Consider the following 14,355-nt stretch of genomic DNA (forward strand, 5'->3'; position numbering starts at 1 on the left):
CGCCACCTGCGCATCGAACAGATCGGCCAACGTCGCCGACGGGATCTCGTGCTCGGTCGCGTTGAGCTCATCGAGCCGGGCCAACTCGGCGCCGGAGAGGACCTCCAACTGGGCGACCGTGCTCTCCGGGGCGTCCACCAGTCGCGCGAGCACTCGATCGATGCGGTCGATCACCGACCGCATCTGCTCCCGCCCGAACACGTCCGGCAGGTACTTGGCCTGGATCGCCAGCCCCTCACCCTGCTCGATGTACAGCGACAGCGGGAAGGTGTTGGCGTCCGCGCCCTCGACCCCGAGCAGGCGCATGCCGTCGATGTCACCGTCGCCGCCGGCCGCGGTCGCGTCCACCGGGTAGGACTCGAACACCGTGATCGTGTCGAACACGGCGCCCGCACCGGCGCGCTGCTGGATCGCCGGCAGGCCCACGTGATGGTGCTCGAGCAGCTCGGACTGCTCCAGCTGCACCCGGGACAGCAGCTCGCGCAGCGTCTCGCCGCGGTCGAGCCGCACCCGGACGGGCAGTGTGTTGATGAACATGCCGACCATCGACTCGACGCCCGGCAACGCGGCCGGGCGACCCGAGACCGTCGCGCCGAACACGACATCGTCGCGACCGACCAGACGCGAGAGCACCAGACCCCACGCCGCCTGCACCACCGTGTTGAGGGTGACGCCCAGCTCCCGTGCCAGGGACTCGAGTGCGCCGGTGCGCCGGCCGTCCAGGTCGAGCGTCAGCACCTCGGGCATCGACGACTGCTCGCGACCCCGGTCCTCCGGTGCCAGCAGCGTCGGGTCCTCGGTACCGGCCAGCGATCGCGTCCAGGACTCGAGTGAGGCCTGCGCATCCTGGGCACCGAGCCACGCCAGGAACTCGCGGTACGAACGCGCGGGCGGGAACGCCGAGGCGTCGCCACGGGTTGCGTACAGCGCCACCAGGTCCCGGAAGATCAGCGGCATCGACCACCCGTCCACCAGCAGGTGGTGGGTGGTGAGCACCAGGTCGTACCGGTCGGCGGCGGTCTGCACCAGCGACAGCCGCACCAGTGGCGGTGCCGCCAGATCGAACCGCGCATTGCGGTCGTCCGCGCGGACGTGCCGCAGCCGCTCGGCGGCCTCGGCGTCCGGCAGTCCGGTCGCGTCGATCGACCGGAACGCGACCTCCGCGCTGCCAACGACCACCTGCAGCGGGTTGCCGTCCTCGTCGTGGACGAACCCGGCCCGCAGGTTCGGGTGCCGGTCCACCAGCGCCTGCGCGGCCACCCGCATCCGGTCCGCGTCGACGACGCCGCCGAGGTTGACGACCACCTGCGAGGTGTAGACGTCGAGCGAGGTCGAGCCCTCCGCCAGGGTGGCGTGGAAGACCATGCCCTCCTGCAGCGGGGTCAGCGACCACACGTCCTCGAGCGCCGGGTAGCGGCGCTCGAGCCGGTCGATCTCGGCCTGACCGATCCGCACCAGCGGCAGGTCCGACGGGGTGAACACCTGCCGGCGCGGGCCCTCGGCGGGCACCGCCCAGGCGACCACGGCCCGCGCCGCACGCGCCCACAGCTGCGCGAACTCGTCCACCTCGTCCCGCGTGAGCAGCCCCTGCGGGAAGGCGAAGCGGGCCGTCAGCCGGTCGCCGCTGACCTCGGCGTTGATGTCGATCGCCGCGGCGGCCGGCAGGTCCCGATCGGGAGCCGCCGAGACCGACAGCTCGCCGGCCGGGGCGGGCAGCCACCCGACCGGGGTCCCCGACGCCTGCTCCTCGCCGCCACCCATGCGGCCCAGGTAGTTGAAGCCGATCTGCGGCAACGGGTGCCCGGCCAGCGCCGGAGCCGTGCGCGGGTTCAGGTACCGGAGCAGGCCGTAACCGATGCCCTTGTCCGGTACCGCCCGCAGCTGCTCCTTGACCGACTTGAGCGCGTCCCCGACGGCCGCGCCGCCGGCCAGTGCCGCCTCCGCGTCGATGCCGTCGAGGTCGAGCCGCACGGGGTACATGCTGGTGAACCAGCCGACGGTGCGCGACAGGTCGGCACCCGGGACCACGTCCTCCTCGCGGCCGTGACCCTCGAGCTTGATCAGCGCCGAGCTGCCGGCCACACCGCGCCGCTCGCGCCACGCCACGACGGCGAGGGCCAGCACGGTCAGCAGGCCGTCGTCGACCCCGCCCCGTACCGCCGCGGGCACCGCGGTGAGCAGGGCGTCGGTGGTCTCGGGGGTGAGCTCGACGCTCACCTCCGCGACGTCGGCGAACAGGTCACGGCTCGGGTCGAGGGGCCGCTCGGTCAGGAGCGGATCCTCGGCCTCGACCACGGCGGTCCAGTGGTCCAGCTCGGCCTCGCGGGCCGGGCGGACGGCCTCCTCGGCGAGGGCGTGCGCCCACCGCCGCATGGAGGTGCCGACCGGGGCCGGCTCGGGCATGTCACCGGCCGCGATCGCCTGCCAGGCGGCGAACAGGTCGCCGACCAGCAGCCGCCAGGACACGCCGTCGACCACCAGGTGGTGCACGACGAGCAGCAGGCGGCCGACCGCCTCGGTGCCGGGGGCCGGGTCGAACCAGACGTACCGCGCGACGTCGCCCGTGGTCAGGTTCAGTTGGGCGGCCGCGGATTCCAGCGCAGGCCCGGCCAGGGCGTCGAACCCGGCGGTGCCGGGCAGCGCGTCCGGACCGAACTCGACCCGGGTGAGCTGTCCGTCGACGTCGACCGCCGGGGCGACCCGCAGGATCGGTTCGCCGTCGACGGCCGGGATCGCCGCACGCAGCATGTCGTGCCGCTGCACGACCGCCGACAGGGTGGCCACGAGCCCGGCCCGGTCGATGCCGGCGGGCAGGGCCAGGTAGGCGGGCATCAGCAGCCGGTCGTGGCCGCCGGGACGCTCGGTCATCCACCGCATGATCGGGGTCAACGGCATGTCGCCGACGCCGCCTCCCGGCAGCTCGGCGAGGGTCTCCACCGCACCGTCACCGATCGGGGCGACGACCTGCGCCAGCGCCGCGACCGTCCGGTGCTCGAACACATCGCGGGTGCGCAGCCGCAGACCGGCCGCCTTGGCGCGGGCCACCAGCTGGATGGAGACGATCGAGTCGCCGCCCAGCTCGAAGAACGAATCGGTGACACCGACGCGCTCGACGCCGAGCACCTCGGCGAACAGCTCGGCGAGCACCCGCTCGGTCTCCGTGGTGGGCGCCACGTGATCCTCGGCGGCCGACCCGAAGTCCGGGTCGGGCAGCGCCCGGCGGTCGACCTTGCCGTTGACGGTCAGCGGGATCGCGTCCAGCACCACCACCGCGGCCGGGACCATGTGGGTGGGCAGGCTCTGGCCGACGTGCGCGGTCAGTTCGGCGGCATCGACGCTCCGACCGGGGGCCGGAACCACGTACGCGACGAGCAGCGTCGCCCCGGACGGGCCGGTGCGGCCCAGGGTCACCGCCGTGTCGACGGCGGGGTGCGCGGACAGCACGCCGTCGATCTCGCCGAGCTCGATGCGGAAGCCGCGGATCTTCAACTGGAAGTCGCTGCGCCCGACGTACTCGATCTCGAATCCGCCGGCGTTGCCGGAGGCGGGACCGTGCCCGTCGACCCAGCGGACCACGTCGCCGGTCCGGTACATGCGCGCCCCGGGTTCTCCGTGCGGGTTGGCCACGAATCGGTCGGCGGTCAGGTCGACGCGATTGTGGTAACCACGGGCCAGTGCGGGCCCGGCCAGGTAGAGCTCGCCGGGCACCCCCACCGGGACGGGTCGCAGGGCCGCATCCAGCACGAGCGCCCCTGCGCCGCGGATCGGGCCGCCGATGGTGATCCGTTCCCCCGGAACGGTGGGCGGGCTCATGGTGATGACCATCGACGTCTCGGTCGGGCCGTACACGTCGAACAGGTTGCGGCCCGGCGCCCACTTGGCGATCAGCTCGGCGGACACCGCCTCGCCACCGACCGCGACGTTGGTGAACTCGTCCAGGCCGGTCGGGTCGACGGTGCCCAGAGCCGCGGTGGTCACGAAGCCGTGCGTCACCCGGTGCCGGCGCAGCTGGTCGGCCAGCTCCTGTCCGCCGACGATGCCGGTCGGCACGATCACCATGGTCGCCCCCGCCCCGACCGCGAGCAGCAGCTCGAGCACCGCGCCGTCGAAGCTCGGCGACGCGAAGTGCAGGGTCCGCGAGGAGGCCGTGATCGAGTAGTGCTCGCGCTGCTGGCGCGCGAAGTCCGCCAGGCCGGTGTGCGTGACCAGCACGCCCTTCGGCTTGCCGGTGGAGCCGGAGGTGTACACCATGTACGCCCCGTGCTCGGTGCGCAGCGGGGCGCGCCGGTCCGCGTCGGTGACCGGCGCGGCCGGGTACCCCGCGAGTTCGGCCCCGAACGCCGGGTCGTCGAGCAGCAGCCAGTCCACCCCGCCGGGCAGGGCGTCGACGTGCGCCCGGTCGGTGATCCCGACCAGCGCGCCGGAGTCGGTGACCATGTGCTCGATGCGATCGGCCGGGTACGCGATGTCGAGCGGCACGAAGGTCGCGCCGGTCTTCGCGATCGCCCACACGACCACCTGCGCGGCGATCGATCGCGGCAGCGCGTACGCGACGAAGGTCTCCGGGCCTGCCCCGCGGTCGATCAGCAACCGCGCGAGCGCGTTGGACCGGTCGTCGAGCTCGCCGTAGGTCAGCTCGGTGCCGTCGCCGCCGTGCACCAGTGCCACCCGGCTCCGATTGGCGGACGCGGCGGTCAGCAGCTCGGGCAGGGTCGTCTGCGGGACCGACGGGAGGCCGGCCACCGGGGCCAGCTCGGCCCGCTCCTGCGCGGAGGTCACCGCCAGCGCGGCCACGGTCGCCGACGGGTCGGCCACCAACTGCTCGAGCACGCGGACGAATCGGTCGGCGAGCACCGCGATCTGCCGCTCGTCGACCAGCTCGGTGACGTGCATGAACTTCAGTTGCAGTGTCTCGCCGAGGCTGACGGTGAGCGTCACCGGATAGTGCGCGGCATCGACACCGGAAACACCGGCGACCCGCATGCCCGCGATGTCGGTCTCCGACGTCGCGCCCGCCATGTCGACGGGGTACGACTCGAACACCACCAGGGTGTCGAACATCGCGGCGTCCCCGGCCTGCCGCTGGATGTCGGCCAGACCCACGTGGTGGTGGTCGAGCAGATCGGTCTGCTCGCGCTGGATCCGACCGAGCAGCCCGGTCACGGTTTCGGCCGGCCGCAGCGTCACCCGCACCGGCAGGGTGTTGATGAACAGGCCGATCATCGACTCGATGCCGTCGATCTCCGGCGGACGGCCCGACACGGTGGCACCGAAGACGACGTCCTCGCGGCCGGTGAGACCCGCGAGCACGATCGACCAGGCGACCTGCACGAAGGTGTTCGGGGTGACCCCGAGCTCCCGCGCGAGCGCGGTCGCCCGGGTGGTCGACTCGGCGGACAGGTCCAGCTCGTGACGGCCGGTGGTCGAGGTCTGGGTGCGGCCCCGATCCCCGGAGACGAGCAGGGTCGCGCCCTCCACGCCGGCGAGCGTGTCCGCCCACACCCGGCGTGAGGCCGCCGGCTCCCGGTCGCCGAGCCAGCCCAGGTAGTCCCGGTAGGAGCGGGAGGGCGGCAACGCGCCGGCATCCCCCGAGGTCAGGTACAGGAACAACAGTTCCTTGATGATCAGCGGGGTCGACCAGCCGTCGGTGACCATGTGGTGGGTCAGCACGATCAGCTCGTGGCGCTGCGGCGCCAGGCGCAGCAGCAGGAAGCGCATCAGCGGCGGCGCCGACAGATCGAACGCACGCTCCTGATCCTCGGCGGCCAGCCGAGCCCGCTCGGCGTTCTGCTCGGCCGGGTCGAGCTGCGACAGGTCGAGCACCCGGAAGGGCAGCTCGGCGCGGTCGAGCAGCACCTGCACCGCGACACCGGTGTCATCGGTGACGAATGCCGTGCGGAAGGTCTCGTGCCGGTCGATCAGGGCCTGCCCCGCCCGACGCATCCGCTCCGCGTCGACGTCGCCGGACAGCCCCATCACCATCTGCGCGGTGTACACGTCGACCGCGACACCCTCGGCGAGGCTGGCGTGGAAGTACATGCCGTACTGCAGCGGTGACAGCGACCAGATGTCGCGCAGCGCCGGGAACCGCTCCCGGTAACCGTCGATCTGCCCCTGGGTGAGCGACACCAACGGAAGATCCGACGGCGTCTGCCCCTCCGCGCCGGGCGCGTCGACGGCCCGGGCCACGGCATCGAGCGCCGCCACCCACAGCCGCGCGAGCTCGTCGACCTCGGCCTCCGACAGCACCCCGGTCGGGAACGCCCACGCGGCGGTGAGCCGTTCCCGGCCGTCGACATGCTGGACGACCGCGTTGATGTCGAGGGCGGTCACCGGCATCCGCGGGTCGAGCGCGGAGCCGAGCTCCACGTCGTCGCCCGCCGGCACCCAGCCGACCGCACGCATCTCGTCGGTGATCTCGACCGATCCCGCCCGGCCCAGGTAGTTGAAGCCGATCTGCGGGGCGTTGCCGTCCGCGAGGGCCGCGGATCCCTCCGGGTCGAGGTGGCGCAGCAGCCCGTAGCCGATGCCCTTGTCGGGCACCCGGCGCAGCTGTTCCTTGACGGACTTGACCAGCGCGACCGTCGAGGCACCACCCTCGAAGGCGGCCACGACGTCGATGTCGGCCACGTCCAGGCGGACCGGGAACAGGGAGGTGAACCAGCCGACCGTGCGGGACAGGTCCGCACCCGGCACGGTCTCCTCCTCGCGACCGTGGCCCTCGAGCCCGACCAGGGTGGTCGAGCTCCGGACACCGCGGTCGGCACGCCACCGCGCCACCGCCAGTGCCAACGCGGCCAGCAGCCCGTCGTTGACGGCGCCGCGGAAGGTTTCCGGCACCGCGGTGAGCAGGGCCTCGGTGGTCTCGGCGGACGCCTCGACCCGGACGGTCCGGGTGGTCTCGACGACGTCGAGCTCGGGGTCGACCGTCCTGGACCCGAGCACCGGGTCGTCGCCCGCAACCGCGTCACGCCAGTGCGCGAGCTCCCCGCGCCGACCGGCGGCGACCTCGGCGAGGCCGTGCGCCCAGCGGCGCAGCGAGGTGCCGGTGGGGGCGAGCTCGGGCTGTGCACCCGAGTGGATCTGCCCCCAGGCGGAGGCGAAGTCCGGCAACAGGATCCGCCACGACACGCCGTCGACGGCCAGGTGGTGCACGACCATGAGCAGTCGGCCGTTCGCCGCCGGGTCCGCCGGGGCGAACCACACGAACTGGGCGACAACGCCCGCGACCGGGTCGAGCCGGTCCGCTGCGGCCTCGAACTCGCGGCGCACCAGCGCGGCGAACGCGGCGCTACCCGGTCGGGCGTCGAACTCGATGCGGCGCAGGATGTCCGCCGCCGCAACAGCGGCGGGTTCGGCGACCGTGATCGACGTGCCGTCGCGGTGCCACCGCAGGCGCAGTGCGTCATGGTGGCCGACAACCGCGTCGATCGTCGATTCGACGGTGGCGCGGTCGATTCCGGGCGGCAGGGTCACGTAGCTCGACTGCGAGAACCGGTGCAGCAGACCACCCCGCTCGGCGGCCGCCCGCATGATCGGCGTTGCCGGCAGGTGGCCGACGCCGCCGCCGGGCAGCTCCTCGAGCACCCGGGTCCGGGCGCCGTTGTCCTCGGCGACGGTCGCCAGGGCGGCGACGGTGCGGTGCTCGAAGACCTGCCGCGCGGTCAGCCACAGCCCAGCCGCCTTGGCCCGGGTCACCAACTGGATGGACATGATGCTGTCGCCGCCGAGCGCGAAGAACGACTCCTCCACGCTCACCCGGTCCACGCCGAGAACCTCGGCGAACACCCCCGCGAGAGCGTCCTCCGCCGGGGTGCGCGGCGCCACGTAGGCGCCCTCGGCTCCCCCGAAGTCGGGGGCGGGCAGTGCCCGCCGGTCGAGCTTGCCGTTACCGGTCACCGGCATCGTGTCGAGCACGACGAGGACGTCGGGAACCATGTACGCGGGCACCGCTCGGGCCACCTCGGCGGTGACCGCGGCGATGTCTAGGGCCGCGCCGGCCGCGGCGACCAGGTAGCCGACGAGGCGCTGGCCGCGTTCGGTGTCTGCGGCCAGAACGACGGCCTGGCCGACGCCCGGCTGGGCGAGCAGCGCTGACTCGATCTCGCCGAGCTCGATGCGCTGGCCGCGGATCTTCACCTGGAAGTCGGTGCGGCCCAGGTATTCCAGCCTCCCGTCGCTGCCCCAACGCGCGAGGTCACCGGTGCGATACATCACCGAGCCGGCCGCACCGAAGGCGTTCGCCACGAACCGCTCCGCGGTCAGACCCGAGCGATCGTGGTAGCCACGCGCGACCTGATCGCCCGCCAGGTACAGCTCACCCCTCACTCCGGGTGCGACCGGGTGCAGCCGCTCGTCGAGCACGTAGGCCTGGGTGTTCCAGACGGGTAGGCCGATCGGGACAGTCGTGCGCTCGGAGCCGTCCACCCAGTGGTGCACCGAGTTCACGGTGACTTCGGTGGGCCCGTAGGCGTTTCCGAGCCTGAGGTCAGCCGCTTGGCGAGTCCTGGTCGCCAGGTCGGGGCTCAAGGCCTCGCCCCCGAGCATGAGTGCGCGCAATGAAGCCGGCAGCCGGACGGAATCGTCGGACAGCATGGCCGCCAGCATTGACGGAACGAACCCCATCACGCTGGCGTTCCAGCGCTGCACCATCTCGATCAGGTACTCGACGTCACGGTGCCCGTCCGGCCTCAGGATGACCAGGTGAGCACCGACGATGTACGGCGCCAGCAGTTCCGATACCGACGGGTCGAAGACGATGGTGGTCTTCTGGAGAACGGTATCGGTACTGGTGAGCTGGTACTCGGCGATGTACCACGCCAGCTGGTTGACGATCGCCGCGTGGCTGACCGACACGCCCTTGGGCACACCGGTCGAGCCCGACGTGAAGATCACGTACGCGGGGTTGCCACGACGCAGTGGACGCACCCGATCCATGTCGGTCACCGGCGACGCGTCGAGGTCGGAGAGGTCGATCCGGTCGATCTCGAGCACCGGCATGTCGACGGACAGCGACACCTCGTCCCACGAAGTGGTGAGGACACACGCGGGCTCCGCGATCGACAGCACCATCTGCAGCCGCTCGGCGGGCTGGTCCGGATCCACCGGCACGTAGGCACCGCCGGCCTTCACCACCGCGTACATCCCGATCAGCATCTCCAGCGACCGCCGCGCCGCCAGGACCACCCGGTCCTCCGGACCCACGCCCAGCGAGATCAGATGCCGCGCAAGACGATTGACCCGCGAGTCGAACTCCGCGAACGACAGCGTGACGTCCCCGAAGGTCATCGCCGGGGACTCGGGGGTGCGCGCAACCGAACGGTCGAGCAATTCGACGAGCGTGGTCGGCTCCACCGGCACCTGCGTCCGGTTGTACTCCACCAGCATCCGCTCGCGCTCGGCCGCGTCGAGCAGATCCAGGTCACCGACCACCAGGTTCGGGTCGGCCACGACAGCGGTCAGGATCCGGATGTACCGGCGCGCCATCTGCTCGACCGTGGCGCGGTCGAACAGCGCGGTCGCGTACACGAACGTTCCCCGCAGCTCGGCTTCGCCGTGGTGGCTGAAGGCCAGCTCCAGGTCGTTCTTCGCCTGCCCGAGGTCGGCCGGCATCGCGGCGACCGTGAGCCCGGGCAGCTCGAAGACCGGGCTGTCCATGTTCTCGAACCCGAACGAGACCTGCACCAGCGGCGAGTACGCGGTGGACCGCGGCGGATCCAGGATCTCCACCAACCGCTCGAACGGCAGATCCGCGTGCGAGAACGCCTGCAGATCACCCTCGCGAACCGACTCGAGCACACCCGCGAACGTCGCACCCGGCTCGATCCGGGTGCGCAGCACCAGGGTGTTGACGAACATGCCCACGATCGGGTCGAGGGCCTCCTCACCGCGACCGGCCACCGCCGTACCCATCGCGATGTCACCCGCCCCGGACAGTTGTGCCAGCAGCACCGCGTAGGCGGCCTGCATCACCATGAACGGGGTCGCGCCGCTCGCGCGGGCGAGCCGGTCCACCTGCTGTGCCAGCTCCGCGGGCACCGCGAACTCGTGGCGCTCGCCGGCGAGCGACTGCACCGCCGGGCGCGGCCGGTCGGAAGGCAGCTCGAGCAGATCGGGCAACCCGTCGAGGGTTTCGCGCCAGTGGGCAACCTGCTTCGAGATCGCCGAATCGGGGTCGGTCTCGGCGCCGAGGGCCTCCCGCTGCCAGAGCGCGAAGTCCGCGTACTGCACCGCGAGCGGCTCCCACTGCGGCGCGTCACCCTGCGCACGCGCCACGTACGCCTGCATCACATCGCGCGCCAGCGGCGCCATCGACGATCCGTCGGCGCTGATGTGATGGACCACGACCATCAGGACGTGGTCGCGCACCGTCGGCGCGTCGCGGTCCGCAACCTCGAACAGTGTTGCGCGCACCGGCAGTTCGGCGCTGACGTCGAAGCCGCGGCGGGCGAACTCGATCGCCGACCCCATCAGTTCCGGTTCCGGCGTCCGAACCAGCTCGAGACCGATCGCGGAGTCCTCCACCGACCGGATGACCTGATGGGGAGTATCGCCGTCGGACGGGTACACCGTGCGCAACGACTCGTGGCGGGCCAGTACGTCGCCCAGTGCGTGGCGCAGGGCCGCGACGTCGAGGTCGCCGGTCAGCCGGACCCCGAGCGGGATGTTGTACGCGGCCGAGGAGGTGTCGAACTGGTTGAGGAACCAGATCCGCTTCTGCGCCATGGACAGCGGCACACGATCGGGACGCGGCCGGGCCACCAGCGCCGGCCGGTCGCCGTCGCGGCCCGCGACCGACGCCGCGACCACCGCGAGCGCCGCCACGGTGGGCGCGTCGAACAGCTCGCGCACACCCATCCGGACGCCGAGCGCGGCGTTCACCCGGGCGATCACCCGGGTCGCGACCAGCGAGTTGCCACCGATGTCGAAGAAGTCCTCACCCACCGACACCCGGTCCACACCGAGCACGTCGGCGAAGATCCCGGCGACGACCTCCTCGATCGGGTTGCGCGGGGCGACGAACTCACCGGACTGCTCGAACACCGGCTCGGGAAGGCCCTTTCGGTCCAGCTTGCCGTTGGACGTCAGCGGGATCGCGTCCAACCGGACGAAGGTGCCCGGGACCATGTGCGCCGGCAGCCGCTCGGACGCGAACGCGGTCAGCGCGGCGGGATCGAGGTCGTGCCCGGCCTCGGGCAACACATAGGCGACCAGCACGGTGGTGCCGGTCGGCAGCACGTGCGGCACGGTCGCCACGAACTCGACGCTGTCGTGCGCACCGAGCACGTTGTCGATCTCGCCGAGCTCGACGCGCAGGCCGCGGACCTTCACCTGGAAGTCGCTGCGGCCGACGTACTCCAGCTCGGCGGTGACATCCCCCGTCGCTTCGCTCGCCCGAGTGACCCAGCGCACCACATCACCCGTGCGGTACATCCGGCTGCCCGCGGGGCCGTACGGGTTCGCCACGAACCGATCCGCGGTGATCGCGAACCGGTCGTGGTAGCCACGGGCCAGGTCGGGCCCGGCGAGATAGAGCTCACCGAGCACGCCGCGCGGCACGGGCCGCATGCGCGAGTCGAGCACGAACGCGGACACACCGCCCATCGGCGCACCGATGGTCACCGGCTCCCCGGCCACCAGCGGGGCCGTGGCGGTGACGATGACGGTGGCCTCGGTGGGGCCGTAGGCATTGCGGAAGGTGCGTCCCGGGGACCATCGCGCGGCCAGCTCGGGGGTACACACGTCGCCGCCGACGATCACCGTCCGCAGCGAGTCCAGCCCGGCCGGATCGACCGTGGCCAGCGCGTTCGGGGTGATCACCATGCCGGTGACGCCCTGCATGCCGATCAGTTCGGCGAGCTCCTCGCCACCGAACACATCGGCCGGGGCGACCACGAGGGTCGCGCCCACGCTGTATGCGGCGATCAGCTCGCCGACGGAGGCGTCGAAGTTCGGCGCACACACGTGCAACTGGCGCGAGTCGCGGGTCATCTCGTACAGCCGCGTGATGTCGGTTGCGAGGGTGGACAGGCCGCGATGCGGCACCAGCACGCCCTTCGGCTTACCGGTCGAACCCGACGTGTAGATGACGTACGCGATCTGGTCGACGTGTACCGGGCCCAGCAGGTCGTTCTCGGTCACCGCGCCGCCGGGCCGTGCGGCCACCGCGCTGACGGTCTCGGGATCGTCGAGCACAACGGCCGCAACGGATTCCGGCAGCCGGTCGAGGTGCTCGCCGATCGTGAGCACGGCAATCGGATCGGCGTCGCCGAACATCTCCGCGATCCGCTCCACCGGATAACGCGGGTCCACCGGCATGTAGGCGGCACCGGACTTGGCGATCGCCCAGATCGCGAGCACCGATTCGAGCGATCGGCGCAGCGCGAACGCGACGACGGTGTCGGGCGCCGCGCCACGAGCGATCAGCTCGCGGGCGAGCCGGTTGGCACGCTCGTCGAGCTCGCGGTAGGACCACTCGACCTCGCCGAGGACCAGCGCGGTGTCGTCGGGGTGCAGCCGCACTCCGGTGGTCAGCAGCTCGGCCAGGGTGACGGGGCCCACCTCCACCGGTGCCGGGGTGGTCAGCTCGTCGCGTTCGGCCGCGGAGAGGACCCCGAGATCGCCGACGGGCGTGGCCGGCTCGGCCACCACCGCCTCGAGGATCCGGACCAGGCGCTCGGTGAACGAGTGGGCGGTGTCGCGATCGAACAGGTCGGTGGCGTAGTCGAGCACCGCCGTGATCCCGGCGGCCGCGCCCTCGGTGCCGGGGTCCTCCCCGAGGCTGAGCTGCAGGTCGAACTTGGCGACCGTGAGGGGTGCGGCGAGCTCGCCGACCTCGAGATCGGGCAGCTCGAGCGTTGCCCGCTCGGTGTTGGCCATCGACAGCGCCACCTGGAACAACGGCTGGTGGGCGGTGGACCGGGGCACCTCGAGCGCCTCGACGAGCCGCTCGAACGGAATGTCGGCGTGCCCGAAGGCGTCCACGTCGTCCGACCGGACGTCGGCGAGCAGATCGGCGAACGTCTGCTCGGGGTCGATCCGGGTGCGCAGCACCAGGGTGTTGACGAACATGCCGACGAGGTCGTCGAGTGCCCGCTCGCCGCGACCCGCGATGGGGCTGCCGATGGCGATGTCCTGCTGGCCGCTGAGCCGCTCGAGCAGCACCGCGAACGCCGCGTGCACCACCATGAAGAGGCTGGCGTCGTGCGTGCGGGCCAGCTCTCGCAGGCCGCGATGCAGCTCGGCCCCGACGGTGAACTCGACGGACTCGCCGCGGTAGGACGGCGACGCGGGCCGCACCCGGTCGGTGGGCAGTTCGAGCAGTTCCGGAAGGCCGGCAAGGCGGTCGCGCCAGAACCCGATCTGCTGGGCGAGCACCGAGTCCGGGTCGGACTCGTCACCGAGCACCTCACGCTGCCAGAGGCTGAAGTCGGCGTACTGCACCTCGAGCGGTGCCCACTGCGGCGCGGTGCCGGCGGCGCGCGCGACGTAGGCGGTGACGAGGTCTCGCGCGAGCGGCGCCACCGAGGAACCGTCCGACGAAATGTGGTGGGTCGAGATCAACAGCACGTGCTCGGCCGTCCCGAGCTCGAAGATCCGGACCCGCCACGGGATCTCGGCGGTGACGTCGAAGCCACGAGACGCGAACGCGAGCATCTGCTCGGCCAGGTCCGCCTCGGTGACCGCGACGATGTCCACCTCGATGTCGACGTCGTCGACATCCCCGATCACCTGGTGGGGACCGTCCACGCTGTCCGGGAACACCGTGCGCAGCGACTCGTGCCGGCCCAGCACGTCGGCGAGCGCGGCGCGCATCGCGTCGAGGTCGACCCGGCCGGACAGCCGGATGGCCATCGGCACGTTGTAGACCGCCGACTCGGTGTCGAACTGGTTGAGGAACCACATGCGCTGCTGTGCCAACGAGAGCGGGATCCGGCCGGTCCGCGGCCGCGGCGCCAGCGCCGGACGGTGCGCGCCGGATGCGCTGGCGGCGTCCACCCGGGCGGCCAGCTCGGCGACCGTGGGCGCTTCGTACAGGTCACGCAGCCGCAGCGCGGCGCCGGTGGCCGCGTTGACCCGCGCGACGGCCTTGGTGGCGACCAGCGAGTCGCCGCCGAGCGTGAAGAAGCTGTCCACGGCCGAGACCCGGTCCAGCCCGAGCAGCTCGCCGTAGACGGCGGCGATGGCCTCCTCGGTCGCGCCGGCCGGGTCGACGTGGTCCGCCTCGGAGCCGCCGAAATCGGGATCCGGCAACGCCTTGCGGTCCAGCTTGCCGCTGGGCGTCAGCGGGATCTCGTCGAGCACCACGACCGCCGACGGGACCATGTAGTCGGGCAGCGTGCGCCCGGCAACCTC

The 14,355-nt window shown here is 72.1% G+C and carries 1 protein-coding gene; it reads right to left on the reverse strand.

Annotation, left to right across the window (positions count from 1 at the left end; genetic code table 11):
* Positions 1-14,355: amino acid adenylation domain-containing protein (locus ACFQS9_RS03675; RefSeq protein WP_378401699.1), on the reverse strand; the 14,355-nt coding region annotated here is incomplete at both ends.

It is taken from the genome of Rhodococcus daqingensis (assembly GCF_042665615.1).
GTDB classification, from domain to species: Bacteria; Actinomycetota; Actinomycetes; order Mycobacteriales; family Mycobacteriaceae; genus Rhodococcus_G; species Rhodococcus_G daqingensis.